Consider the following 24,447-nt stretch of genomic DNA (forward strand, 5'->3'; position numbering starts at 1 on the left):
CGCGGCAGCGGGATTGGAGCGCCATGCAAGAATGGTTTTTTCCGCGCGCATGCATCTCGCTTGAACATGAATTCCCCTTCAGAAATCCAGGCCCTGTATTCGAAATTCAGCGGTGCCGAGGCCTCGGAGCGATTGAGGGCCGAGATCCGCAGGCAGGTCGCAAGCTGGCGCTGGGCGTCCGACTCCATGAGCTTTGACGAACCCTATGCCCGTGAGCTGTTCGGCGGCCCTGCCGCACGCTGGCTCAGCGATGGGCGGGCAGACCCGCAAAAGCATGTGCACCACGGCTTTGATGCCCAGGGCCGTATCGTCATCGAATGCCGGTCCAACGCGCGCGAGCAGGTATGCCTGTACACGCCCGGCCAGCGCACAACCGTGTCGTGGCATGGAGGCGGCAGCATCGATTCCGTCAGCCAAAGCCGCTACGAGGAGGGGCGGCTGGTCGCCCATCACATGCACCTTGGCTACCGTGGCATGGACAGCCGTTATGAGTACGACGGCCGGCAACTGCAGTGCAGCGTGACCCGGAACTGGGAAACCCGTGAGAAGCCCTGGCTCACGCGGCATGTGTTCGTGCATGGCGCGGACGGCGTTCTGGATCGCATCCACCTTCAATACCTGGACACCCAGGGCCAGCCCGAGCCGGGTGCCGACAGGCTGCTCTACCTGCGCCTGCCCAGGGGCGAGACGCTGAAGACCGTCGAGGCGCGTGTGCAGCAGCTGCTGGAGCAGTCACTGGCCACGGCCTTGCAGCAGATCCCACGCGGTGAACCGCTCTACGGTCTTTTGCTTTGCTACACGCATGAGGACCTGACTGCAGCCTGGCCGCCTTTTCTGGTCTGGGGGCGCGAATCCTATCGGCGCGCGGTGCTGGAGCGTGGTGAAGAGATTCCGTATTACCTGTGGGCGCCGGACGAGATACGCGGCATGGGCGAGGCCGATGAGCACTGGTTCTCCGACGAGGCGCTAGGCGAAGCCTGCCTGCTGCATGGCCAGTTGATGGAGATGAAGCAAAGCAATGCCTCGGCCATGCGGGTGCTCAGGCACATGCTGCCCTTGCTGGAGAGCATGGTCAGGCAGGCGGGCCTGCCCGTGACCGATGATTTCGTGGTGGCCTTTGCCGACAACACGGGCGAGGTCGATCCCTTGAAGGCCATGAAGGCCCGTCTGCCGGATGCGCATTGGGCGTTGCTCAAGCAGCGCGGCCTGGTATGAGGTCTCGCGGGCTCTGAAATGAAAAGGCCCGCCGAATGGCGGGCCTCCGTTCAGTGCCGGCGTGCAGTATTGCCGGCGTTTTGCCGGGCGCGCAGGCGCTCAGGCGCCCAGGTAGGCGCGGCGCACGGCGTCGTTGGTCAGCAGGTTGGCGCCGGTGTCCTCCAGCACCACCTTGCCGGTCTCCAGCACATAGCCGCGGTCGGCGATCTGCAGGGCGCGGTTGGCGTTCTGCTCGACCAGGAAGACCGTGACGCCAGCGGCGCGGATGGTCTGGATGATCTCGAAGATCTGCGCAATGATCAGCGGCGCCAGGCCCAGCGTGGGTTCGTCCAGCAGCAGCAGGCGGGGCTTGCTCATCAGCGCGCGGCCGATGGCCAGCATCTGCTGCTCGCCGCCCGACATGGTGCCGGCGCGCTGGTGGGCGCGCTCGCGCAGGCGCGGGAAGAGGCCGAACACATGTTCGATGCCGGCCTCGATCTGCGGCTTGTCCAGGAAGAATCCGCCCATCTTCAGGTTGTCGGTGACCGTGAGGTCCGAGAAGATGCGCCGCCCTTCTGGCGAGACCGCAATGCCCTTGCGCATGATGTGGTGCGAAGGAAGCTGGGTGATGTCCTCGCCCTCGAACGAGATGCGGCCCGAGCTGGCGCGCGGGTTGCCGCACACCGTCATCAGCAGCGAGGTCTTGCCGGCGCCGTTGGAGCCGATCAGCGAGACGATCTCGCCCTGGTTGACGTGCAGGCTGACGCTGTCGACCGCGCAGATGGCGCCGTAGTGGGTGGAGATGTTCTCCAGTTGCAGCATGGCAGGCATCAGGCTTCTCCCAGATAGGCCTTGATGACCCGTTCATCGTTGCGAATGGCATCCGGCAGACCCATGGCGATGGGCTTGCCGTACTCCATGACCAGGATGCGCTCGGACACGCCCATGACCAGGCCCATGTCGTGCTCGATCAGCAGCACGGCAATGCCGTACTGGCGGCGCAGCTGGTCGATCAGGCCCTGCAGGTCCTTTTTCTCCTGCGGGTTCAGGCCGGCGGCGGGTTCGTCAAGCATGAGCACGCGCGGCTTGGTGATCATGCAGCGCGCGATCTCCAGGCGGCGCTGGTGGCCGTAGGCCAGGTTGCCGGCCTCGCGGTTGACGAACTCGCGCAGGCCCATCACGTCCAGCCAGTGCAGGGCGCTCTCGATCTTTTCCTCCTCGCTGCGGCGGTAGCCCGCCGTGTTGAACAGGCCCGACAGCAGGTTGACGCCCGAGCGGCGGTGCTGTGCCACCAGCAGGTTTTCCAGCACCGTCATGGACTTGAACAGGCGCACGTTCTGGAAGGTGCGCACCACGCCGTGGTTGGCCACGTGGTGGCTGCTGCGCCCCTCGATGGCGCTGCCGTCCAGCGCGATGGAGCCGCTGCTGGGCTGGTAGAAACCGCTGATGCAGTTGAACACCGTGGTCTTGCCGGCGCCGTTGGGGCCGATGATGGCAAACACTTCCTGCGGACGCACGTTGAAGCCCACGTGGTCCACGGCCAGCAGGCCGCCGAAGCGCATGCACAGGTCTTTGACTTCTAGCAAATACTCGCTCATTGCCGGCCCTTGCTGCTATCTGTTGTCCCAAAAATCATGGTGTCGGCATGCCTCATGAGCGCACCTCCACATGGCGACGGCGCATGGGCAGCAGGCCCTGCGGGCGCCAGACCATCATCAGCACCATCACCAGGCCGAAGATCAGCATGCGGTACTCGGAGAACTCTCGTGCCAGCTCGGGCAGCACCGTCAGCAAGATGGCCGCGATGATCACGCCCAGCTGCGAGCCCATGCCGCCCAGCACCACGATGGACAGGATCAGCGCCGACTCGATGAAGGTGAAGGACTCGGGGTTGACGATGCCTTGGCGCGCCGCGAAGAAGGCACCGCCGAAGCCGGCGAACATGGCGCCCAGCGTGAAGGCCGACAGCTTGATCTTCATGGGGTTCAGGCCCAGCGAGCGGCAGGCGATCTCGTCCTCGCGCAGTGCCTCCCAGGCGCGGCCTATGGGCATGCGCACCAGGCGGTTGGAGATCCACAGCGTGACCACGGCCAGCAGCAGCGCCATCAGGTACAGGAAGATCACCATGTGCAGCGAGCTGAACTCCAGCCCCAGGAACTGGTGGAACGTCGTGCCGCCCTCGGTGGAGGGGGTGCGCGTCATCTCCAGGCCCAGCACCGTGGGCTTGGGGATGCTGGAGATGCCGTCCGGCCCGCCCGTGATGCTGGTCAGGTTGACCAGCAGCAGGCGGATGATCTCGCCAAAGCCCAGGGTCACGATGGCCAGGTAGTCACCGCGCAGCCGCAGCACCGGAAAGCCCAGCACGAAGCCGAACATCGCGGCAGCGGCACCGGCCAGCGGCAGCGCTTCCCAGAAGGACCAGCCGGCCCAGTGGAAGAGCAGCGCATAGGTGTAGGCGCCCACGGCGTAGAAGCCCACGAAGCCCAGGTCCAGCAGGCCGGCAAAGCCCACGACGATGTTCAGGCCCAGGCCCAGCATCACGTAGATCATGGCCAGCGTGGCGATGTCCACCGCGTTGCGGCCCGCAAAGAACGGCCAGGACACGGCGATCAGCAGGGCCGCCAGCATCAGGCCGTTGCGGTGGCTGGGGCGCGCCTGCGGCAGCGAGGGCAGCGAGACCTTGGGCATCTTCGCCGCGATCAGCGGGCGCAGCAGCTGCACCAGGAAGACCAGGGCGCAGGCCCAGGCCACCACCGTCCAGTCGGGGTTGATGATGGTGCGGGTGCCGGCACGTTCCAGGTGCAGGCCGAAGATGGGCGTGACGACCACGGCCGTCATTACCGTGGCGATCAGGGCGTCGCGCAGGTTCAAAGTGGGTTTGGTTTTCATCAGACCTTCTCCACTTCAGGTTTGCCCAGCAGGCCCGTGGGGCGGAACAGCAGGATCAGCACAAGCAGGCCGAAGGCCACGATGTCCTTGTACTCGGACGAGATGTAGGCTGCCGCAAAGGTTTCGGCCACGCCCAGCAGCACGCCGCCAAGCATGGCGCCGGGGATGGAGCCGATGCCGCCCAGCACCGCGGCCGTGAAGGCCTTGATGCCGGCCAGAAAGCCGATGAACGGGTTGAGCTTGCCCACGGCCAGCGCGATCAGCACCCCGCCCACGGCCGCCAGCATGGCGCCCAGCACGAAGGTGAACGAGATCACGCGGTTGGTGTCGATGCCCAGCAGGCTGGCCATGTGCATGTCCTGGGCGCAGGCGCGCGAGGCGCGGCCCATGCGCGAGTGGCGGATGTACAGCGTCAGCAGCACCATGAGCACGATGGCCACCACGATGATCAGGATGCGCGAGTAGGGCACATAGATCTCGAAGCCGCCTTCGGCACCGAAGCGCAGCGCGCCCGGCAGCAGCGAGGGCACGGCCATGTCGCGCGCACCCTGGCCCAGGGCCACCCAGTTCTGCAAGAAGATGGACATGCCGATGGCCGAGATCAGGGCCACCAGGCGGGGACTGCGGCGCAGCGGCTTGTAGGCCACCTGCTCCACCACCAGGCCATAGACGCCGGTGACGAAGACCGAGACCACCAGCATCAGGCCGATGATGGCCCACACCGGCAGGCCGCTTTGCGTGCCTATGGCCGACAGCGTGACCAGGCCGATGTAGGCCCCGATCATGTAGATGTCGCCGTGGGCGAAGTTGATCATCCCGATGATGCCGTAGACCATCGTGTAGCCGATGGCGATCAGGGCATAGATGGCGCCCAGGGACAGTCCGTTGAACAGCTGCTGTATCAGCTGAGGTAAGAGTTCTGACATGGTGTAATGCCGCCCCAAAACAGGAAAAGGCCTAAAAGGCCAGGATGCAGACGACCGGGACACGCCGAATGCGTGCCCCGGTCAGTCAGACGGAGGGGGATTACTTGGCAGCGACCGACTTGCTGCCGTCCTTGTGCCATTCGAACACCTGGAAGTCGAAGGACTTCAGGTCGCCCTGCTTGTTCCAGCCCACCGAGCCCAGAACGGTCTCGAAGTTGGACTTGTGCAGGTGGTCAGCCACCTTGGCGGGGCTGTCGCCCACGGCCTTGATGCTGTCCAGCAGCACTTGCGTGGCGGCAAATGCGGTCAGCTGGAAGGCACCCGAAGGATTGCGCTTCTTGTCCTTGAAGGCCTTGACCACGGCGGCGTTCTTGGGGTTGGCCGAGAAGTCTGCGGGCAGGGTCACCAGCATGCCTTCGACGGCGTTGCCGGCGATGGCGTTGACTTCGGGGTTGCCCACGCCTTCGGGGCCCATCATGCGGACCTTCAGGCCCTGCTCGGAAGCCTGGCGCAGCAGCAGGCCCATTTCGGGGTGGTAGCCGCCGTAGTAGATGAAGTCCACGCCGGCGCTCTTGAGCTTGGTGATGACGGCGGAGTAGTCGCTGTCGCCGGCGTTGATGCCTTCGAACAGGGCCACTTCCACGCCGGCCTTCTTCAGGTCGTCGCGCACGGAGGATGCAATGCCCTGGCCATACGACTGCTTGTCGTGCAGCACGGCAACCTTCTTGGGCTTGGCCTTTTCCAGGATGAACTTGGCGGCGGCCGGGCCCTGCTGGTCATCGCGGCCGATGGTGCGGAAGATGAAGTGGTAGTTCTTGCCGTCGGTCAGGGCGGGGGACGTCGCCGAGGGGGTCACCACGACCACGCCTTCGTTGTTGTAGATCGGGGCTGCGGCAATCGATGCGCCCGAGCAGACGGGGCCGATCACGTAGCCGATCTTGGCGTTGACCACGCGGTTGGCGGCCACGGGACCCTGCTTGGGTTCGCAGGCGTCATCGACGGACACCAGCTCGATCTTCTTGCCGTTGACGCCGCCGGCCGCATTGGCCATTTCCACGGCGGTGTTCACGCCTTCCTTGACCATGTCGCCGTACTGCGTCAGCGGGCCGGTGGTGGGAACCACCATGGCGATCTTGATTTGCGCATGCGCTGTGGAGAACAGGGCGGCGCCAGCCAAACCCAGGGCGGCGACGACGGTGTGCATGCGGAACGGAATGCTCATGAGTACTTCCTTCAACTTTGGGTAAAGCGTTCTGAAAAACGCGGTGGCTCCTGTAGGGGCTAGCCGCGCAAAGAAGCACAGGTTAATCGCCTGGTTACCAATGGCAACAGGGTATCCCGGGGCTGGCGCGGCAACAGGCTTTTCGCTAAGGCTCCCATCGCGGCCTGCGCCGTCGGGCGGGGGCTGTTTTGGCCGAAGAAAACGGCTGATGCCGACGATGCACCCTGACGGTGCTTCATGAAGTCAATATGACCAACTGCAAGAAGGGGAAACACGTACGCTGAATGTTGCATTGCAGCAACGTACGCGGTGGCGATGATTTGCGTGTTCCTGCGATGGATCAGAACGGCGCGGCGGATTCGAAACGCAGCGTCTCGCCAGACAGGGGATGCGCCAGCTCCAGCAGCTGCGCATGCAGCAGCAGGCGCGGCGATAGCGCCTGCACGGCGGCATCGGCATAGAGCGCATCGCCCAGGATGGGATGGCCCAGCGCGGCCATGTGCACGCGCAGCTGGTGGGTGCGCCCCGTCACGGGCTGCAGCTGCACCCGCGCGGTGATTGCGTCCCGGACTTCGGTGGCTTGCGCGCCTGGCAGGGCGCGCCACAGGGTCTGGCTGGGCTTGCCCTGCACGGCATCGATGATGCGCAGCGGGCGCCGCTCCCAGTCGGCTGCAATCGGCAGGTCGATGCTCTGCCATGCGCCGGCTTGCCGCGCGGTGGGGCTGCCTGCCACCACGGCCACATAGCGCTTGTGCACGCGGCGCTGCGCAAAGGCCTCGCTCAGCAGGCGCTGGCTGGCCAGGCTGCGCGCCATGATCACCAGGCCCGAGGTGGCCTGGTCCAGCCGGTGCACGACCAGCGCATCGGGCCAGCGCTGCAGGGCGCGGGCGCTCAGGCAGTCCTGCTTGTCTGGGCCGCGCCCGGGCACGCACAGCAGGCCGCTGGGCTTGTCCAGCACCAGCAGTTCGGCATCTTCGTGCAGGCAGATGACGCCTGCGCCGTCACCTGCACTGGCGCCGCCATCGCGTTGCTCAGGGGTCAAGCCGTTCCCCGCTCATTCAGCAGCCTGTGCACCGTGGCGCACAGCTCTTCCACGTCGTTGGGCTTGTGGACCAGGGCCCTGGCGCCTGCAGCCAATGCGGCCTGCTCGATCTCGGTGGTGATGTAGCCCGAGGCCAGCGCGATGGGCAGCTGCGGCTGGATGGACAGGGCCTCGTGCACCAGGTCGATGCCGCTGTAGCCGGGCATGTTGTAGTCGGTGACCAGCAGGTCGCAGTCCTGGGGCGCGGCGCGCAGCGCCTCGATGGCCTCGTGCGGATCGGTGAAGCCGCTGACCTGGTAGCCGCGCCGGCGCAGCAGGCGCTGCACCAGAAAGACCAGGGCCTGGTCATCGTCCACGTACATCACATGCTGCTGCGCGGCCTGCGGGTCGGGCAGCAGGGCGAACTGCGGGCCGGTCGGGGTTTCCGCGGCCGCCAGGGGCTCGGGTGCGCTGGGCAGCGCCTGGGCGGCGAGGGGCTCGGCCGGTGCAGAGTCGGCCGGCGTCAGGGGGTCGGCCGGAGGAAAGTACAGCGTGAAGCGGCTGCCCTGGCCGGGGATGCTGTACACGTCCACGGCGCCGCCGTGGTTGCGCATGACACCGTGCACCACGGGCAGGCCCAGGCCCGTTCCCTGGCCTACGGGCTTGGTGGTGAAGAAGGGCTCGAAGATGCGCTGCAGCGTGCGTGCGTCCATGCCGGGGCCGTTGTCCTGCACCGACAGCGCCACGTAGCTGACGGGCGGCAGGCCCAGGCGTTCGCACAGGCGCTGGTCCGGGCGCACCAGGTCGGCATCCATCTGGATCAGGCCGCGCCGCTCGCCCAGGGCGTGCATGGCATTGGTGCACAGGTTGAAAAGGGCCTGCTCCACCTGCATGGCGTCGGCCAGCATGGGCGGCATCTGCGGCGGCACGTGCACCTGCAGCTCCACGGCGGGCGGCAGGGTCACGCGCAGCAGCCGCGCCGTGTCGCCCATGACCTCGCGCGCCTGCACGGGCTTGCGCTGCGGCGGTTCATTGCGGCTGAACGTCAGGATCTGGCGCACCAGATCGCGCGCGCGGCGGCCGGCCTTTTCGATCTCCTGCAGGCTTTCGATGGCTGCGGCATTGCCGCCGCAGTCGGCCTTGGCCAGCTCCACATTGCCCAGGATGGCGCCCACGATGTTGTTGAAGTCGTGGGCAATGCCGCCGGCCATGGTGCCCAGGGCCTGCATCTTGTGCGATTCGCGCAGCTGGTCTTCCAGCTCGTTGCGCTGGGCCTCGGCCTTCTTGCGGCTGGTGAGGTCGCGCGCGAACACGGTGGTGGTCTCGCCGCCGCTGTGGTGCTCGAAGGAGACGCTGACCTCGACCGGGATTTCGCGGCCGCTGGCCGTGCGTGCCGTCATCTCGCCCAGCACGGCCTGCGTGGTCAGCGGCGCAAAGGACAGGGCCTGGGCCGCATCGGGCAGGAAACGCTCCAGCGGACTGCCCAGCGCGTCGTGCGGCGGACACAGAAACAGGGCGGCAGCCGTGGGATTGAAGACGGTGATGCGCTGCTCGTGGTCCAGGCAGATGATGGCGTCCAGGGCCGAGTTGATGACCGATTCGAGCCGCCGCTCGCTCAAGAACAGCTGGTGGTTGCGCTGCTGCAGCGCCAAGCGCTCGGCCAGCAGCGGACCCTGGTCGACCACGGCGCACAGGTACTGCGCAATGGGCGGGCCGCTTTGCTGCGGGATGGCGATGCAGGCCACATGCAGGTCGGCGCGCAGCTGGTGCTGCTCGGTGATGTCGAAGCAGACCTCGTGGGCCTCGGTGCGGCCCAGCTCGCGTGCCGCAACGAAGGTCTCGCGTACGCGCTCGGCGTCGTCAGGGTGCACGAAGGGCGTGAAATTGACCAGCAGCCGGTCATGCTCGGTGGGCTGGAAGGCGCTGTGCGCCATGGCGTTGGCCTGCACCACCATGTCGTGCTCGTCCACCACCAGCAGGGGCAGGGGAATGCTGGCAAACAGGGCTTCGAAGCGCTCGGAGGCGCTTTCGGCCACGGCCTGGCTGTAGTCCAGCACGCGGTTCTGGATCTCCAGCTCGCGCTGGTAGTTGCGCAGCTCGGCGACCAGGGCCTGCAGCGGATCGTCTTCGGGCTGGAAGGAGGGGAAACGTTCGACGGGGGGCAGGTCGGCGCCGGGCGCCAGCAAGGCATGCAGGGGCAGGTGCTCGTCGTCGCGAGGCTGGTCGGAAGGGTCTTGGCTGCTCATCGCGTGCTGGCGCTGGGGAAAGCGGCATCTGCCGCACAAATCCTGGTTGCCCGCGCCTGGCGCCCGGCAGATGGACCGGGGCCCGGCGCGGGCAGGTCCGCAGTGTACGCGCGCCGGCCGGGGCGCCACAAGCGCCCCTTTGGGTGGCAGGTGCTTCAGCTCAGGTAAGCGTCGACCGGGATGCAGCTGCAGTAGAGGTTGCGGTCGCCGTAGACGTTGTCCACCCGGCCCACGGGACACCAGTACTTGGACTGGCGCAGGGCAGCCACGGGGTAGGCGGCGGCCTCGCGGCTGTACGGGTGGGTCCATTCCGAAGCCAGCAGGGTCTCGGCCGTGTGCGGCGCGTTCTTGAGCGGGTTGTCGTCCTGGGGCAGGCGGCCCTGCTCGATGGCGCGGATTTCCTCGCGGATGGCGATCATGGCGTCCACGAAGCGGTCCAGCTCGTACAGGCTTTCGCTTTCGGTGGGCTCCACCATCAGCGTGTTGGGCACGGGGAAGGACAGCGTGGGCGCATGGAAGCCGTAGTCGATCAGGCGCTTGGCCACGTCCTCGGCCATGACGCCCGTGCTTTCCTTGAACGGGCGCAGGTCCAGGATGCACTCGTGCGCCACATGGCCGTGCTCGCCCGCGTACAGCGTGGGGTAGTGGTCGCGCAGCCGGGCGCTGATGTAGTTGGCGCTGAGGATGGCGGTCTCGGTGGCCAGGGTCAGGCCCTGGGCGCCCATCATGCGGATGTACATCCAGCTGATGGGCAGCACGGCCGCATTGCCCAGCGGCGCGGCACTGATCGCGCCCGTGCCGCCCGCAAGGCCCGTGGTGGCATGGCCGGGCAGGAAGGGCACGAGATCCTCGACCACGCAGACCGGGCCCACGCCCGGGCCGCCGCCGCCGTGCGGGATGCAGAAGGTCTTGTGCAGGTTCAGGTGGCTGACATCGCCGCCGAAGCTGCCCGGCGCGGCCAGGCCCACCAGGGCGTTCATGTTGGCGCCGTCCACGTAGACGCGGCCGCCGTGGTCATGCACCAGCTTGCACAGCTCCTTGACCTGGGTCTCGAACACGCCGTGCGTGCTGGGGTAGGTGATCATGATGCAGGCCAGGTTGGCACTGTGCTGCTCGCACTTGGCCGCCAGGTCCGCCATGTCGACGTTGCCGTTGGCGTCGCAGGCGGTGACCACCACCTGCATGCCCACCATCTGCGCGCTGGCGGGGTTGGTGCCGTGGGCGCTGCTGGGAATCAGGCAGACGTTGCGGTGCGACTGGCCCCGGCTCGCATGCCAGCCCTTGATGGCCAGCAGGCCCGCGTACTCGCCCTGGCTGCCGGCATTGGGCTGCAGGCTGATGCCGGCGTAGCCCGTGGCCTGGCACAGCCAGTCGCGCAGCTGCTTGTCCAGTTCCGCATAGCCCTGCTGCTGGTCGGCCGGGGCAAAGGGGTGCACCTGGGCGAACTCGGGCCAGGTGATGGGAATCATCTCGCTGGTGGCGTTGAGCTTCATGGTGCAGGAGCCCAGCGGGATCATGCTGCGGTCCAGCGCCAAGTCCTTGTCCGACAGCTGGCGGATGTAGCGCAGCATGGCGGTCTCGGAGCGGTGGGTGTTGAACACCGGGTGCGTGAGGAAGGCGCTGCTGCGGCGCAGTCCGTCGGGAATCAGCGGCTCCACGCCCTTTTCGAAGGCGGTGAAGCAGGGCAGGGCCTGGCCGTCCCGGGCGAAGATCTTCCACAGCAGCTCGACATCGGCGCGCGTGGTGGTCTCGTCCAGCGAGATGCACAGGTATTCCTTGAAATACACGCGCAGGTTGGCGCCCAGGGACACGGCACGCTCCACGATGGCCTGGGTGGCCGCGCCCGTGTGCAGGCTCAGCGTGTCGAAGCTGGGCGCCTCGCGCAGCGGCGCGCCCAGCTCGGCCAGGCCGCGCGCCAGGATGGCCGTGTACGAGGCCACGCGGCGGGCGATGCGCTCCAGGCCCTCGGGGCCGTGGTAGACGGCGTACATGCTGGCCACCACGGCGGGCAGCACCTGGGCCGTGCAAATGTTGGAGGTGGCCTTTTCGCGGCGGATGTGCTGCTCGCGCGTCTGCAGTGCCAGGCGGTAGGCGGGCTTGCCGTGCACGTCCACGCTCACGCCGACCAGGCGGCCGGGCAGGGAGCGCTTGAACTCGTCGCGGCAGGCCATGAAGGCGGCGTGCGGGCCGCCGGCGCCCATGGGCATGCCAAAGCGCTGGGTGGTGCCCACCACGATGTCGGCACCCCATTCGCCGGGCGGCGTGATCAGGGTCAGCGCCAGCAGGTCGGTGGCCACGATGAAGGCGGCCTGCTTGCCATGGGCCTTGTCCACGTCGGCGCGCAGATCGTCGATGCGGCCGCTGGTGGCAGGGTACTGGGCCAGCACGGCGAAGTAGTCGCCCTCCATCAGCTGGTTCCATTCCTCCAGCGAGTTGGCCAGCAGCACCTCGATGCCCAGCGGCGCGGCGCGCGTCTGGATGACTTCGATGGTCTGGGGGTGGGCATCGCCGGCCACCACGAAACGGTTGCTCTTGCTTTTGACGGAGCGCTTGGCCAGCGTCATGGCCTCGGCGGCCGCCGTGGCCTCGTCCAGCATGGAGGCGTTGGCAATCGGCATGGCCGTCAGGTCGCAGACCATGGTCTGGAAGTTGACCAGGGCCTCCATGCGGCCTTGCGAGATCTCGGCCTGGTAGGGCGTGTAGGCCGTGTACCAGGCGGGGTTCTCGAGAATGTTGCGCAGGATGACGCCGGGCGTGTGCGTGCCGTAGTAGCCCTGGCCGATGAAGCTTTTGAGCAGCTGGTTGCGGCCTGCCAGCGCCTTGAGTTCGGCCAGCGCCTGGGCCTCGGTGGCCGCTGGCGGCAGCGCCATGGGCTGGTGGCGCCGGATGGAGGGCGGGACGATGGCGTCGATCAGCGCATCGCGCGATGCCGCGCCAATGGCGCTGAGCATGTGGGCCTCGTCTTCGGGCGCGATGCCGATATGGCGGGCCACGAATTCGGTGGCGTTCTCGAGGGCGGCAAGGGGCTGGGTGGAGGACATCAGCATGGAGGGACCTGTCTCAAAAGCTGAAAAGCGCCAGGGCGGGCCCTGGCGCCCGTCCTGGCCGGAAAGTGGCGTCAGTTGCTCTGGGCAAAGGCCGTGTAGGCGGCTTCGTCGAGCAGCGCGGCCAGCTGGCCTGCGTCGCTGAGCTTGACCTTGAAGAACCAGCCTTCGCCCAGCGGGTCGCTGTTGGCCAGGGAGGGGTCGTCGCGCAGGGCCTCGTTGACTTCGACGATCTCGCCGCTGACGGGCATGTAGACATCGGCGGCGGCCTTGACGGACTCGACCACGCCGGCCACATCGCCCTGGTTGAAGCTGGTGCCCACGGCGGGCAGGTCGACGAACACCACGTCGCCCAGCGCGTCCTGCGCGTGGAGGGTGATGCCGACGATGGCCGCGTCAGGGTTGGCGGCGTTGATCCACTCGTGGTCCTTGGAATACTGGATGCTCATGGCTTGCTCCGATAGAAACTGAAAAAACTTGTGAAAGGCGGTTTGAGAAAGGTCAGTGCGCACTGTAGCGGCATGCGATGGCAGGAAAAGCGAATCCGCCGAACTCGATCCACGCCAAGCGCGCAGGCTGTCCTCAACCGCGGTGATAGCGGGGCGCCACGAAGGGCGTGGCCTGCACCTGCATGGGCACGGCCTTGCCGCGCACCATGGCCTGCAGCGTGGTGCCGACGGCGGCGCTGCCCGGCTCCACGTACGCCAGGGCCACGGGCTGGTTCAGCGTGGGCGACAGCAGGCCGCTGGTGACCTGGCCGACCTTGCGGCCGCCGGCATCCAGCAGCTCCGTGCCTTCGCGCACGGGCACGCGCTCCAGGGCCACCAGGCCCACGCGCTTGCGCGTGAGCAGCTCGGGCGATTGCAGCTGGGCCAGCACGGTGGCCGCGCCGGGAAAGCCGCCTTCGCGCTCGCCACCTGCGCGGCGGACCTTCTGCACGGCCCAGTTCAGGGCGGCCTCGGCCGGGGTGGTGGTCGTGTCCAGATCGTTGCCGTACAGGCACAGGCCGGCCTCCAGGCGCAGCGAATTGCGCGCACCCAGGCCCACGGGCCTGACTTCGGGCTGGGCCAGCAGGGCACGGGCAAAGGCCTCGGCGTGGCTGGCGGGCAGGGAGATCTCGAAGCCGTCCTCGCCGGTGTAGCCGCTGCGCGTGATGTACAGCTCGGCCCCCTCCCAGTCGAAGTGGCCGCCTGTCATGAACACCAGGCCGGCCGTATCCGGCAGCAGGCGCTCCATCGCGGCTGCGGCCTGCGGGCCCTGCAGCGCCAGCAGGCCCCGGTCGAACTGGGGCTCGATTTCGCAGCGCTGGCCGATGCGGGCCTGGATGTGCGCCAGGTCTTCATGCTTGCAGGCGCCGTTGACGATCAGGAACAGGTCGTCCTCGCGGCGCACGAACATCAGGTCGTCCAGAATGCCGCCCGCGTCGTTGAGCAGCAGGCCGTAGCGCTGGCGGTGTTCGCCCAGGCCCAGCACGTCCATGGGCATCAGCGACTCCAGCGCGGCCCCGGCGTCGGCACCGCGCACGCTGATCTGGCCCATGTGCGAGACATCGAACAGGCCTGCCGCCTCGCGCGTGTGCAGATGCTCGGCCATCAGCCCCTGCGGGTATTGCACGGGCATGGAGTAGCCGGCAAACGGCACCATGCGCGCGCCCAGTTCCTGGTGCAGGTCGAACAGCGGGGTCCTGAGCAGATCGGTGGTGGAGGCAGCGGACAAGGAGGGCTCTCTTTCAGGCAAGGAACAAGGCATAACGCCATCCCGGTCCTCCGGGATGTGCTGCCCTGCTGTCCGCTTTACCTGAGAGATTCACCCGCACCTTCCATGCGTGGGGCTTGCTCCTTCGGTGGATGGGGCACACCGCCGTGCCCTGCATCTCTCTCCAGCTAGGAACGCCTGCGGCCGTGGCGGCAGGCGGTGCCAGTCCTTTTGCCTGAGCGTTCGGGGCGAACCCTGCGCCTTCGGCGGTGCCGCTGCCTGCGACCGTTGCGGCCGGGCGGGCACTCTCTCCTGACCGGCGCATTCTAGCTGCGGCCAGCGTCCGCGCGGCTTCGGGATTTCCGCGGGCCGACTGCAACTCCATGCGCTTGCCTGCATGGATGCATTTGCAAATTGCATAACTGTCTAAAAAATCTCCTACATTGAGGTGCATCGATATATGAAATCTCGTGAGCGAGAAGGAAGAAGCGCACATGCAGCAGACGCTGGGAGACACATTGGCCTGGCCGGCACGTTACCTGCCGAACAAGGAAGCCCTGGTCGCGTGGGAGGGCGGCGAGCGCCGCGCCTGGACCTACGCCCAGCTCGATGCCGAAGTCAACCGCCACGCCCACGGCCTGGCCGAGCTGGGCATAGGCCATGGCGACGTGGTCGCGGCCTTTCTCTACAACACGCCGGCCTTTGTCTTCACCATGCTGGCGGCCGCGCGCCTGGGCGCCATCTTCAACCCCATCAACTACCGGCTGGCGGCGCAGGAGCTGGCCTTCATCCTCAAGGACGGCGCAGCGCGCGCCCTGGTCTTCGAGCACGAGGGCGGCGAGGTGGCCGCACGCGCCCAGGCCCTGCTCAAGGCCGAAGGCGGCGGCACTGGCGCAGGCATCGAGCACTGGATCTTTGCCGACGATGCCCCGGCCGACCCGCTGCCGGTCTGGGCCACGCAGCGCCTGTCCGCCCTGGCCAGGGGCCGCAGCAGCGCGCCGCCCCAGGCCCATGTGCGCGAGAGCGACCCCTGCATCCTCATGTACACCAGCGGCACCACGGGCCGGCCCAAGGGCGTGCTGCATACGCACCGCAGCAAGCTGGCGCACAACGCCCTCATGCACCAGACCATGCAGTTCACGCGCGACGACGTGGGCCTGGCCATGGCGCCGCTCAACCACACGGCCGAGCTGCACACCAGCTTTCTGCCGCGCCTGCAGGCCGGCGCCACACAGGTGCTGCTGCGCCGCTTCGACGTGGCCGAGGCCTGGCGCCTGATCCGCGAAGAGCGCGTGAGCTTCTTCTTCGCGGCGCCCACCATGGTCACCATGCTGCTGGCCGACCCCATCGCCTCGCCTGAGCAGGCGCCCGCGCTGAGGCTGGTGGAGTACGGCGGCGCCTCCATGGCGCCGCACCTGATCCGCGAATGGACGCGCAAGGTCGGCAGCGACCTGGTCCAGGTCTACGGCACCACCGAGATGGGGCCCTGCATGTCCATCCTCCTGCCGCGCGAGCAACTCTCGCACGCGGGCTCGGCCGGGCTGCCCTCCATGGGCCATGACCTCATCGTGGCCCGCCTGCGCGAAGACAACGCCCCCACCGACCCGGCCGAGGCCTGCCTGCCCGGCGAGGTGGGCGAGATCCTGGTGCGCGGCCCCTGCATGATGGCCGGCTACCTCAACCGCCCCGACGCCAACACCCGCGCCCTGGCGCACGGCTGGTACCACACGGGCGACCTGGGCCACATCGACGACGACGGCTATCTCTGGATCCGCGACCGCATCGACTACATGATCAATTCGGGTGCCGAGAACGTCTATCCGCGTGAGGTGGAAGACGCGCTGGTCGAACACGCCGACGTGCTCGAGGTCGCCGTCATCGGCGAGGCCGACGAGCGCTGGGGCCAGATCGTCGCCGCCCACGTGGTTGCCAAGCCGGGCGCCACACCCACGGCCGAGGCGCTGGACGCCTTCCTGGTCCACGGCGACCGCCTGGCCGCCTACAAGCGCCCGCGCCGCTACCACTTCCGCGAGGCCCTGCCCAAGACGGCCAGCGGGAAGATACAGAAGCAGTTGCTGAGGGTGGGGGTGACGGCCTGAGGCTGCGGCCTGCGCTTACTCCTGCACTTGCTCCTGCTCTCACTCCTGTGTTTGCCCCTGCGCAGCACAGCACTGCGCCATCGAGTTGCGCAGCCACCGATGCATGGCATCCCCCTGCTTGCGCACATGCCAGGCCTGCTGGTAGGCGAACTCGGGCAGCTCCAGCGGCGGAGCGAAACGGCGCAGCGTTTTGTGGCGGCGCAGGTCACCAATGGCGCGGCTGCCCACGGTCAGCACGAGGTCGGTGCCTGCCAGCACCTCCAGCGCCGCGCTCCAGTGGGGCAGGGCCAGCACCACGCGGCGGCTCAGGCCTTGGGCGGCCAGCGCCCGTTCGATCTCCTCGCTGGCGTCGGGCCGCATGGCCAGCATGACGTGCGGGCGCTGCAGCCAGTCCGGCAGTGACAGCCCGCCGCGTGCCGGCAGCACGGCCTGGTCGGCCACGCTCACGAACTGTTCCTGGAACAGATCCTGCACCTCGATGCCTTCGGGCAGGTCGGGTGCGTCGGGGAAGGGCCCCAGGGCCAGGTCCAGTTCGCCATCGGCCAGCTGGGCCAGCATCACCTCGCGCGTGGACTGGCTGATGGCCAGGTCCAGCCCGGGTGCGTGCTGGCGCAGATGCCGCATCAGCGGCGGGAGCACGATGCGCGATGCGTAGTCCGACAGCGCCAGCCGCAGCCGTCCGCGTGCGTGGGCCGGGTCGAACTCCGCCTGTGCCAGCAAGCCGTTGAGGCTGCCCAGCGCATCCGCCAGCGGTTGCACCAGGCCTTGTGCGCGTGCCGTCAGCGCCATGCGGCCGCCGCGCCGCACCAGCAACGGGTCGCCCAGATGTTCGCGCAGCTGCGCCAGCGAATGGCTCATGGCCGGCTGGCTCTTGTGCAGACGCAGGGCCGCACGCGTCACATGTTTTTCGGCCAGCAGGGCGTGCAGGGCCAGCAGCAGGTTGAGGTCGATCCGGCGCAGTTCATCCATGCCATGAATATAGACCGTGCACACAAACAATTTCCATCAACGTGCTGGATGCGAGAGCATGCAGGCATCGATTGACAGAAGAAGAAAGGTCTTGCCGCATGACAGGTAAAAGCACATTCACCGCCCTTGCTCCCGTGGCCCTGGCGCTGCTGGCGGGGGCCATCCTGCCATTCCAGGCCGCCAGCAATGCCCTGGTGGGCCGTCTGCTGGGCCACCCGCTGTGGGGCGCGCTGGTCTCGCTGGCCGTGAGCGTCATGGTCGTGGTGCCTGCACTGTGGGTGCTGCGCGCGCCCGCTCCGGCCATGGCCCAGGCGGCAGCGGGGCCATGGTGGCTATGGATAGGCGGCGTGCTGGGTGCCATCTATGTGGCCAGTGCGGCGGCCGTTACACCCAAGCTGGGCGCAGGCGGCTTCCTGGTTTGCGTGGTGGCGGGGCAGATCGTGGTCTCGGTGCTGGTGGACCACTTCGGCCTGATGGGCCTGGGCGCACGGCCGGTCAATGCGACGCGCCTGGCCGGCGTGGCCTTGATCCTGGGTGGCGTGCTGCTGGTGGTGCAGGGCGGGACGGCCCGTGCAGCGGCGGCCCCATGAGCGCCACGAGCACGCACTGCTTCAGGGGCAAAGGCCCCGGCCTTGCCCGCGTCAGGCGGGCATGCCCGGCGGCACGGCGGCCGGCCTTGCCGCTGGCGGACATTCCTGGCAGGCATCTGCCGTGCCGGGCGGGAGCCGGCCCAGCCGGATGACAAAGCAGGCCCCGCCTCCGGCAGCCGGCTGGAAGAACGCGTCGCCTGCGTGCAGCCTGGCGATGCGCCTGACCACGGACAGGCCCAGGCCATGCCCGTTGACGTGCCGGGTGGCGCTTGCGCGTTCATAGGGCTCGAAAACCTGTCTTGCCGCTTCGGGCGCAAGGCCCGGTCCCTGGTCGCTGACGGAAATCAGCAGGTCACCGGACGCATCGCAGCGGGCGGCCAGGGTGATGTCGCCCGCCTTGGCATATTTGATGGCGTTGCCGACAAGGTTGGAGATGGCGATGCGCACCAGGACAGGGTCGCATTGCCATTGCTGCGGGCCTTGTTCCAGATCCAGTTTCAGGCGATGCCGCCGGGACCAGCCGACGAGCTCTGCAGACTCCTCCAGGAGTTCATCCAATGGCGTCTGCTCCAGTTGCAGCCGGAACGCGCCCGCGTCCAGCCGGTCGTTGATCAGGCAGGTGTCCACCAGGGTCATCAGCCGGCGCGAAGCCCTGCGTATCTGCGACGCCTGCTCGATGAGGGAGTCCGCATCCGTCGTCGGGAACGTCTGCAGTTCGGTCGCGGCGCCGTCCACGATGGTGAGCGGGGTGCGGAACTCGTGGTTGATCATGTTGAAGAACTGGCGCTGTTCCAGCCGCATCTCCCGCTCGCTGTGCAAGGCCGTCTGCAGGGCCTGCTGGGCCGTTTGCAGCTGTGCGGTGCGCTGCAGGACCTTGGACTCCAGCTCGCGCTCGGCCGCCTGGGCGCGTGACAGGGCCTGCATCCGCTCACTGCGCAGGGCGCGCTCCGCCACCCGCGTGCGGTTGGTCACCGCCATTCCCAGCAGGATGGCCTCGGAAACACGCCCGGCAAACCACAGCATCTGTGCCGATGGCAGCGCAACATCCGGCAGCAGGCCCTGGGTTCTCAGCAGGTTCAGGATGCCCAGGGCGGAAGGCACGGCAAACGCCAGCGCGCCCGGCAGGTATTGCCACTGCCTTCGGACCACCAGCAGGTACAGCACGAAGACGGCGCCGAACGATGTGGACACCAGGGCCGTGAACACCACGGCACGCGAGATCTGCGCATAGCCACCCAACAGTGCCAGGCCCAGTGCGATGGCATTCAGCCAGGCCACCACGCTGAAGAGGTGCGCAGCCCAGATCCAATGGCGGCGGAACTCGAACAATTGGCTGAAAAACACCGTCGCCACCACACAGAAGCCGCAGTAGGCGATGGACAGCGCATGCTGGGGCTGGTCGGCGCCGGGCAGCCACAGGCCTTGGGGCCGGTAACGGAAAGCAGCGTAGGCAAAGCCGGCTGCCAGGAGCGCGGCGCAAAGAATGTAGAGCCTTTCCCTGAGCCAGCACCACAGGATCAGGCTCATCAGCGTGATGGCCAGGGCCGAGCCCATGTACGCGTAAAGCAGCATGGCGGCCGGCGCCATGCTCCTGCCGGGAAAGACCGCGATGCCCTGGGCTGCCTGGGGGTTGGGCAGCCAGCGGGTGAGCAGTGCCAGAAGCGCTGCGGCTGCCAGGGCTTGCGCCAGCCATCGCATTGCAGAATCCGTTGGCCAGTGCCTCCGGCGGCCTTCGGTGGGATTGTCTTGGGTGTGGATCAAGGGGCCGATTGGTTGATGTGGCGAGCGCCCATGCATGCCCGACGTCAGGGTCAGTGCATGGGCGTGCACGTTTGCGGGAGGCATTGTGCACCGGCCGCCGTTGCGGGAAAGCGCTGCCGGGTGTCTGCGGATGCCTGCCGGGTGCCCCAATGCAACAGGCCGCCCCACTGCGGATAAGCGGGGCGGCCTGTAACGGGTTCCTGAGGGGATCACGCATCCGGGCGCTGGCGGTAGTCGGCGGGGCTGGGTGAATGGTTTTGCTGCGCCGGTAAGCGTGCTCCCATGCAGACAAGTGTGCGCGTTTGGCCTCAGAAAATGCTGCTTTATTTCTTCAAAACAGGCGTTGCTACAGAAAATTATTCTGTGCCTGCCTGTTTTGCAGTAGATTGCCGGACATGGATACCCTCGACAGAAAGATTCTTTCCGCCCTGCAGGCCAACGCGCGCGCCAGCCTGCAGGAAATCGGCGCCGCCGTGGGCCTGAGCGCCTCGCCCTGCTGGGCGCGCATCAAGAAGCTGGAAGAGGCGGGGGTGATCGAGGGCTATACCGTGCGCCTGAACCCGCTGGCGCTGGGCCTGGGCGATACGGTGCTGGTGCAGGTCACGCTGGACAGCCATTCGGACAACACGCTGGAGAAATTCGGCGAGATGCTGGCGACCATTCCCGAGGTGGTGGAGGCGCACCTGGTCTCGGGCGAGTACGACTACCTGCTGCGCGTCGTCGTCAAGGACACGCGCGACTACGAGCGCCTGCTGCGCGAGAAGCTCTACAAGATCAAGGGCATACGCCACAGCCAGTCCAGCTTTGTGCTGCGCACGCTGAAGAAGGCGGACCTGCCGCTGGGGGTCTGAAGTCCATGCCTTCTGGCCAGGCGCCGCCGCCCGCTCCCTACCGCGAACACTCCCCGCCGCCCGCCTTGCAGCCGCACTTCCAGTGCCTGTGGAGCAGCACCGTGGCCTCGGACTATGCCGGCGGCTTTCTCGTGGTGCCCGATGGCTGCGTGGACATCGTCTGCAAAGGCGGGCGGCTGCTGGCCGTGGGGCCTGACAGGGTGGCTGCGCGGCCCGCGCTCGTGCCGGGGTCCGAGGTATGGGGCGCGCGCTTCGGCCCCGGTGCGGCCAGCGCCTGGCTGGGCCTGCCCATGGACGAGATCGTGGGGCAGGCGGTGGAACTGGGCGATCTGCTGGGGCCGCGCGCGCGCGAGTGGGTGCATCGCATCAACGATGCGCAGCCGGGCGCAGGGCAGGCCGTGTTCATCCATGGACTGTTGCAAATGGGCCGCGACGCACCAGTGCCGGACCGGCAGGCCATGCAGCTGTTCGGTGTGGCGGCTGCAGCCGGGCGGGACGAATCCGGTGTGCTGGCCGCCATGCGCGCGCAGCTGGACATGTCCGAGCGCAGCCTGCGCCGCCTGTGCCACGCGCAGTTTGGCTACGGCCCCAAGACGTTGGAGCGCGTGCTGCGCTTTCAGCGCCTGCTGGCCCTGGCACGGTCTGACCGGCAGGCAGGTCTTGCGGCCCTGGCGGCGGAGGCCGGCTATGCGGACCAGGCGCATCTGTCGCGCGAGGTGAGGGCGCTGTGCGGCATCACGCCCCGCGCTGCCCTGCAGCAACTGCTGGATTGAGCGGCCCGGCTGGCCGTTTTGTTCAAGATGCCATGCCCCTGCGTGGCCGATGATGGCGGCCTACCGACATTCAATGGAGCATCACATGGGCATCAGGGGCAACAACCACCAGATCGACAACATCGAATTCAACGTGGCCGACATCGCACGCAGCAAGGCGTTCTACGGCGAGGCCTTCGGCTGGACTTTCACCGACTACGGGCCGAGCTACACCGAGTTCAGCGACGGCCGGCTGACGGGCGGCTTCACCACGGGCGAGGAGGTGCGGCCCGGCGGCCCGCTGGTCATCCTCTACGCCGACGATCTGGCCGAGGCGCAGCGCCGCGTGGAAGCGGCCGGTGCCGTGATCAGCCGCGCGGTGTTCGCGTTCCCGGGGGGCCGCAGGTTCCACTTCACCGATCCGGACGGCTACGAGCTGGCCGTGTGGTCGGCCGATGCCTGAAAGACGACAGCCCGCATCTGCGGGCTGTTTTCATGGGGACTGGGAGGGCGTCAGTCGACGTTGGAGCCCAGCTGCATGTCCTTGTACTGCACGATGTGCGTGCCCTTGACCAGGCGGTAGCCGCCCCAGATCAGCAGGAACAACGGCAGGCCGATATAGGTGGCGACCACGCCGGTCCAGTCGATGCGGTCTGCCATGAAGGCCTCGTAGTTCTGGCCCAGCGTGATCACCATGCACAGCACGAAGGCGAAGATGGGGCCGAACGGGAACCACGATGCACGGTAGGGCAGCCGGTTCAGGTCCAGGCCCTGGGCCTCGTAGCCCTTGCGGAAGCGGTAGTGGCTGATGGCGATGCCCAGCCAGGCGATGAAGCCCGTCATGCCCGACAGATTCAGCAGCCAGATGTAGACCAGCTGGGGGCTGAAGATGTTGGTCAGAAAGCACAGCGCAGCCACGACCGTGGTGGCCAGCAGGGCCATCGTGGGCACGCCGCGCTTGTTGACGTACGAGAACATGCGCGGCGCCATGCGCTGGCAGGCCAGCGTATAGAGCATGCGCGTGGAGGCGTACATGCCCGAGTTGCCGGCCGACAGCACCGAGGTCAGCACCACGGCGTTCATCACGGCGGCGGCCGACAGCAGGCCCGCGCGCTCGAAGACCAGGGTGAAGGGGCTCACGCTGATGTCGCCCAGGTCGTTCTTGAGCAGTTGCGGATCGGTGTAGGGGATCAGCAGGCTGATGACCAGGATGGCCAGGACGTAGAACAGCAAAATGCGCCAGAACACCTGGCGCACGGCGCGGGGCACGTTCTTGGCGGGGTTCTCGGATTCGCCAGCGGCAATGCCGATCAGCTCCGTGCCCTGGAAGGAAAAGCCCACGATCATGGCCACGCCGATCAGCGCCGAGAAACCGCCTGCAAAGGGCGCATCGCCCTGGCTCCACAGGGCAAAGTTGCCCCAGATGCCTTCAGGCGCGCCGCCCCGCACGATGCCCAGGATCATGAGCACGCCCACGCCGATGAAGAGGATGACGGTGGTCACCTTGATGGCGGCGAACCAGTACTCGGCCTCGCCGAAGCCTTTGACCGAGATGGCGTTGAGGCCGAACATGATGGCCAGGAACAGGGCGCTCCACAGCATGCCGTTGCCGTCGGGGAACCAGTAGGCCATGACCAGCTGGGCGGCCACCAGGTCCACGGCAATGGTGACGGCCCAGTTGTACCAGTAGTTCCAGCCCAGCGCGAAGCCGAAGCCTTCGTCCACATAGCGCGCGCCGTAGGTGGCGAACGAGCCCGAGACGGGCAGGTTCGCGGCCATTTCGCCGAGGCTGGTCATGAGGAAGTAGACCATCAGGCCCACGATCATGTAGGCCAGCAGGGCGCCGCCGGGGCCGGCCTGCGATATGGTGGCGCCCGAGGCAACGAAGAGGCCGGTGCCGATGGAGCCGCCGATGGCGATCATGGACAGATGCCGCGCCTTGAGTTCGCGCCTGAGTGCGGTGGGAGCGGCGTTCTTGGAGTTGTCTGCTGCCATGGATGTGTCGATGGTTGGATCAGATCCCGCGTGGCCGCTGGCCGGCGCGGGGGCAGGAATGCAAAACAGGTAAAAACAAAAGAGCCGCGCTGTCGCGGCCCCATCAAGGTGCATGCACCACGAAAAGGCGTGATTGTCCGAGAACGCAGCCATCGTGGAAAGGCAGCAGTTTAATCTCCCTTCACCCGCATAAGCCGATCTGAATCAGCACCCACTGTGTGTGCGGCGCCACGCCAGCTCGGCTGGCCGCTGCCGCCTCACCACTGTGTCTGCGCCAGCAGCAGTTGTGCCAGTGCCTTGATGCGCGGCGAAGCCTGGCGCGTGCGCGGGTAGACCAGGGACAGCTCGCGGGCGCGGCCTTCGTGCTGGGGCAGCAGCCGCACCAGCCTGCCCGCCTGCAGGTGCTCGCGCACCGCGAACTCCATGACCTGGGCCACGCCCAGGCCGCCCAGCGAGCCTTCCACCAGCGGATCGCCGCTGTCGAAGGTCACGGTCTGCGGCGCCGGCCAGTCCAGCATCTCGCCGTTGCCCGCCAGGAACTGCCAGGGCACGCGCCGGCCCAGGTAGTGGTTGTAGACGGCCATGCAGCTGTGCTGTGCCAGCTCCTGCAGCGTCTGCGGCGTGCCGCGCGCCGCCAGGTAGGCGGGCGAGGCCACGGTCACCCAGCGCAGCGGCGGCAGGGCGCGGGCGATCATGCGGCTGTCTGCCAGCGGGCCGATGCGCACGGCCGCGTCAAAGCCTTCTTCCACCATGTCCACCATGCGGTCGGTGAAGCTGGTGTCGATCTGCAATTGCGGATGCTCGCGCAGCAACTGCCCCAGCAGCGGCACCAGCACGATGCGGCCCAGCATGGACGGCGCCGTCATGCGCAGCACGCCGCTGGGCGCGCAGCGCCGGTCGCTGACCAGCTGGCGCGCCTCCTCCAGCCCGGCGATCAGCGGGGCGCAGCGGTCCACCAGCGCGCAGCCGTCTGGCGTGAGCGACACGCTGCGCGTATTGCGGTGCAGCAGCCGCGTGCCCAGGTCTTTCTCCAGCTGCGCCACGGCGCGCGATATGCGGGACTGGCTGGTGCCCAGCAGGCTTGCCGCCTGGGTGAAGCTGCGGCTTTCGGCCACCTTGATGAGCAATTGAACGGCGTTGAGGTCCATGGCGATGGCAGGTTTGATTGATTCGATTTTGCATAAGAAAAATGA

The 24,447-nt window shown here is 67.4% G+C and carries 20 protein-coding genes and 2 riboswitches; of the genes, 6 read left to right on the top strand and 14 right to left on the bottom strand.

What is annotated here, in order from left to right; genetic code table 11:
* Positions 1–66: 66 nt before the first annotated feature.
* The gene (locus ACRSCF_RS11850; protein ID WP_034366186.1) at positions 67–1,215 is read left to right on the top strand and encodes a hypothetical protein; all 1,149 of its coding nucleotides are present in this window, start codon (positions 67–69) and stop codon (positions 1,213–1,215) included.
* A 99-nt stretch (positions 1,216–1,314) separates the two neighbouring features.
* Here ACRSCF_RS11850 and ACRSCF_RS11855 read toward each other — a convergent pair whose 3' ends face one another.
* The 10 genes from ACRSCF_RS11855 to gcvT form a co-directional block, all read right to left on the bottom strand.
* Entirely contained in the window at positions 1,315–2,016 is a 702-nt protein-coding gene (locus ACRSCF_RS11855) for an ABC transporter ATP-binding protein (protein WP_026062223.1), read from the bottom strand.
* 8 nt (positions 2,017–2,024) lie between these two features.
* Positions 2,025–2,792: a high-affinity branched-chain amino acid ABC transporter ATP-binding protein LivG gene (gene livG / locus ACRSCF_RS11860; RefSeq protein ID WP_016446336.1), complete on the bottom strand. Its 768-nt coding sequence runs from the start codon at positions 2,790–2,792 to the stop codon at positions 2,025–2,027.
* 52 nt (positions 2,793–2,844) lie between these two features.
* A complete protein-coding gene (locus ACRSCF_RS11865; protein ID WP_016451503.1) occupies positions 2,845–4,083 on the bottom strand; it encodes a high-affinity branched-chain amino acid ABC transporter permease LivM in 1,239 nt (412 codons plus the stop codon).
* The gene (livH, locus tag ACRSCF_RS11870; protein WP_016446334.1) at positions 4,083–5,009 is read right to left on the bottom strand and encodes a high-affinity branched-chain amino acid ABC transporter permease LivH; all 927 of its coding nucleotides are present in this window, start codon (positions 5,007–5,009) and stop codon (positions 4,083–4,085) included. The genes ACRSCF_RS11865 and livH overlap by 1 nt, the downstream gene beginning before the upstream one ends.
* A 100-nt stretch (positions 5,010–5,109) precedes the next feature.
* The gene (locus ACRSCF_RS11875) at positions 5,110–6,231 is read right to left on the bottom strand and encodes a branched-chain amino acid ABC transporter substrate-binding protein (protein WP_016446333.1); all 1,122 of its coding nucleotides are present in this window, start codon (positions 6,229–6,231) and stop codon (positions 5,110–5,112) included.
* 340 nt (positions 6,232–6,571) lie between these two features.
* Positions 6,572–7,273 (bottom strand): RluA family pseudouridine synthase, encoded by a 702-nt coding sequence (locus tag ACRSCF_RS11880; protein ID WP_034366148.1) that lies wholly within the window; start codon positions 7,271–7,273, stop codon positions 6,572–6,574.
* Complete coding sequence (locus ACRSCF_RS11885) at positions 7,270–9,498, bottom strand: PAS domain-containing hybrid sensor histidine kinase/response regulator (protein ID WP_244388074.1); 2,229 nt, start codon at positions 9,496–9,498, stop codon at positions 7,270–7,272. Before ACRSCF_RS11885 ends, ACRSCF_RS11880 begins: the two co-directional genes overlap by 4 nt.
* Before the next feature lie 155 nt (positions 9,499–9,653).
* Positions 9,654–12,545 (bottom strand): aminomethyl-transferring glycine dehydrogenase, encoded by a 2,892-nt coding sequence (gcvP, locus tag ACRSCF_RS11890; RefSeq protein ID WP_244388075.1) that lies wholly within the window; start codon positions 12,543–12,545, stop codon positions 9,654–9,656.
* Positions 12,546–12,616: 71 nt separating this feature from the next.
* On the bottom strand, positions 12,617–12,991 hold the full coding sequence (gene gcvH, locus ACRSCF_RS11895) for a glycine cleavage system protein GcvH (RefSeq protein ID WP_012206130.1): 375 nt from the start codon (positions 12,989–12,991) through the stop codon (positions 12,617–12,619).
* A gap of 133 nt (positions 12,992–13,124) precedes the next feature.
* Entirely contained in the window at positions 13,125–14,291 is a 1,167-nt protein-coding gene (gene gcvT, locus ACRSCF_RS11900; protein ID WP_052151688.1) for a glycine cleavage system aminomethyltransferase GcvT, read from the bottom strand.
* Positions 14,292–14,316: 25 nt separating this feature from the next.
* Positions 14,317–14,435, bottom strand: a riboswitch (glycine riboswitch).
* A gap of 15 nt (positions 14,436–14,450) precedes the next feature.
* Positions 14,451–14,562: riboswitch (glycine riboswitch) on the bottom strand.
* Between the two features lie 169 nt (positions 14,563–14,731).
* Here gcvT and ACRSCF_RS11905 point away from each other — a divergent pair.
* Positions 14,732–16,336, top strand: coding sequence for a fatty acid--CoA ligase (locus ACRSCF_RS11905; protein ID WP_279613730.1), 1,605 nt, complete (start codon positions 14,732–14,734; stop codon positions 16,334–16,336).
* A 39-nt stretch (positions 16,337–16,375) separates the two neighbouring features.
* Here ACRSCF_RS11905 and ACRSCF_RS11910 read toward each other — a convergent pair whose 3' ends face one another.
* Positions 16,376–17,305, bottom strand: coding sequence for a LysR family transcriptional regulator (locus ACRSCF_RS11910; protein WP_034366154.1), 930 nt, complete (start codon positions 17,303–17,305; stop codon positions 16,376–16,378).
* Positions 17,306–17,403: 98 nt separating this feature from the next.
* Between ACRSCF_RS11910 and ACRSCF_RS11915 the strand changes: the two genes are divergently transcribed.
* On the top strand, positions 17,404–17,895 hold the full coding sequence (locus tag ACRSCF_RS11915; RefSeq protein ID WP_016446326.1) for a DMT family transporter: 492 nt from the start codon (positions 17,404–17,406) through the stop codon (positions 17,893–17,895).
* Positions 17,896–17,946: 51 nt separating this feature from the next.
* Here ACRSCF_RS11915 and ACRSCF_RS11920 read toward each other — a convergent pair whose 3' ends face one another.
* Positions 17,947–19,593, bottom strand: a complete 1,647-nt coding sequence (locus tag ACRSCF_RS11920) for a sensor histidine kinase (protein WP_034366155.1) — start codon at positions 19,591–19,593, stop codon at positions 17,947–17,949.
* 458 nt (positions 19,594–20,051) lie between these two features.
* Between ACRSCF_RS11920 and ACRSCF_RS11925 the strand changes: the two genes are divergently transcribed.
* From ACRSCF_RS11925 to ACRSCF_RS11935, 3 genes are all read left to right on the top strand, one after another.
* On the top strand, positions 20,052–20,507 hold the full coding sequence (locus ACRSCF_RS11925) for an Lrp/AsnC family transcriptional regulator (protein WP_016446324.1): 456 nt from the start codon (positions 20,052–20,054) through the stop codon (positions 20,505–20,507).
* A gap of 5 nt (positions 20,508–20,512) precedes the next feature.
* Complete coding sequence (locus ACRSCF_RS11930; RefSeq protein ID WP_034366158.1) at positions 20,513–21,280, top strand: helix-turn-helix domain-containing protein; 768 nt, start codon at positions 20,513–20,515, stop codon at positions 21,278–21,280.
* Between the two features lie 85 nt (positions 21,281–21,365).
* The gene (locus tag ACRSCF_RS11935) at positions 21,366–21,722 is read left to right on the top strand and encodes a VOC family protein (RefSeq protein WP_016446322.1); all 357 of its coding nucleotides are present in this window, start codon (positions 21,366–21,368) and stop codon (positions 21,720–21,722) included.
* Positions 21,723–21,772: 50 nt separating this feature from the next.
* On the opposite strand, the gene ACRSCF_RS11940 is transcribed toward ACRSCF_RS11935, so the two are convergent.
* Positions 21,773–23,254: an amino acid permease gene (locus ACRSCF_RS11940; RefSeq protein WP_016446321.1), complete on the bottom strand. Its 1,482-nt coding sequence runs from the start codon at positions 23,252–23,254 to the stop codon at positions 21,773–21,775.
* A gap of 257 nt (positions 23,255–23,511) precedes the next feature.
* A complete protein-coding gene (locus ACRSCF_RS11945) occupies positions 23,512–24,402 on the bottom strand; it encodes a LysR family transcriptional regulator (RefSeq protein WP_016446320.1) in 891 nt (296 codons plus the stop codon).
* Positions 24,403–24,447 lie beyond the last annotated feature (45 nt).

Source organism: Delftia sp. 11MD (assembly GCF_050907895.1).
GTDB classification, from domain to species: Bacteria; Pseudomonadota; Gammaproteobacteria; order Burkholderiales; family Burkholderiaceae_C; genus Comamonas; species Comamonas tsuruhatensis.

Excerpts from the sequence above, each read along its gene's own strand:
- ACRSCF_RS11850 (WP_034366186.1), top strand. The coding sequence starts at position 67 with ATGAATTCCCCTTCAGAAATCCAGGCCCTGTATTCGAAATTCAGCGGT.
- ACRSCF_RS11855 (WP_026062223.1), bottom strand. The coding sequence starts at position 2,016 with ATGCTGCAACTGGAGAACATCTCCACCCACTACGGCGCCATCTGCGCG.
- livG (WP_016446336.1), bottom strand. The coding sequence starts at position 2,792 with ATGAGCGAGTATTTGCTAGAAGTCAAAGACCTGTGCATGCGCTTCGGC.
- ACRSCF_RS11865 (WP_016451503.1), bottom strand. The coding sequence starts at position 4,083 with ATGAAAACCAAACCCACTTTGAACCTGCGCGACGCCCTGATCGCCACG.
- livH (WP_016446334.1), bottom strand. The coding sequence starts at position 5,009 with ATGTCAGAACTCTTACCTCAGCTGATACAGCAGCTGTTCAACGGACTG.
- ACRSCF_RS11875 (WP_016446333.1), bottom strand. The coding sequence starts at position 6,231 with ATGAGCATTCCGTTCCGCATGCACACCGTCGTCGCCGCCCTGGGTTTG.
- ACRSCF_RS11885 (WP_244388074.1), bottom strand. The coding sequence starts at position 9,498 with ATGAGCAGCCAAGACCCTTCCGACCAGCCTCGCGACGACGAGCACCTG.
- gcvP (WP_244388075.1), bottom strand. The coding sequence starts at position 12,545 with ATGCTGATGTCCTCCACCCAGCCCCTTGCCGCCCTCGAGAACGCCACC.
- gcvH (WP_012206130.1), bottom strand. The coding sequence starts at position 12,991 with ATGAGCATCCAGTATTCCAAGGACCACGAGTGGATCAACGCCGCCAAC.
- gcvT (WP_052151688.1), bottom strand. The coding sequence starts at position 14,291 with ATGCCTTGTTCCTTGCCTGAAAGAGAGCCCTCCTTGTCCGCTGCCTCC.
- ACRSCF_RS11905 (WP_279613730.1), top strand. The coding sequence starts at position 14,732 with ATGCAGCAGACGCTGGGAGACACATTGGCCTGGCCGGCACGTTACCTG.
- ACRSCF_RS11910 (WP_034366154.1), bottom strand. The coding sequence starts at position 17,305 with ATGGATGAACTGCGCCGGATCGACCTCAACCTGCTGCTGGCCCTGCAC.
- ACRSCF_RS11915 (WP_016446326.1), top strand. The coding sequence starts at position 17,404 with ATGACAGGTAAAAGCACATTCACCGCCCTTGCTCCCGTGGCCCTGGCG.
- ACRSCF_RS11920 (WP_034366155.1), bottom strand. The coding sequence starts at position 19,593 with ATGCGATGGCTGGCGCAAGCCCTGGCAGCCGCAGCGCTTCTGGCACTG.
- ACRSCF_RS11925 (WP_016446324.1), top strand. The coding sequence starts at position 20,052 with ATGGATACCCTCGACAGAAAGATTCTTTCCGCCCTGCAGGCCAACGCG.
- ACRSCF_RS11930 (WP_034366158.1), top strand. The coding sequence starts at position 20,513 with ATGCCTTCTGGCCAGGCGCCGCCGCCCGCTCCCTACCGCGAACACTCC.
- ACRSCF_RS11935 (WP_016446322.1), top strand. The coding sequence starts at position 21,366 with ATGGGCATCAGGGGCAACAACCACCAGATCGACAACATCGAATTCAAC.
- ACRSCF_RS11940 (WP_016446321.1), bottom strand. The coding sequence starts at position 23,254 with ATGGCAGCAGACAACTCCAAGAACGCCGCTCCCACCGCACTCAGGCGC.
- ACRSCF_RS11945 (WP_016446320.1), bottom strand. The coding sequence starts at position 24,402 with ATGGACCTCAACGCCGTTCAATTGCTCATCAAGGTGGCCGAAAGCCGC.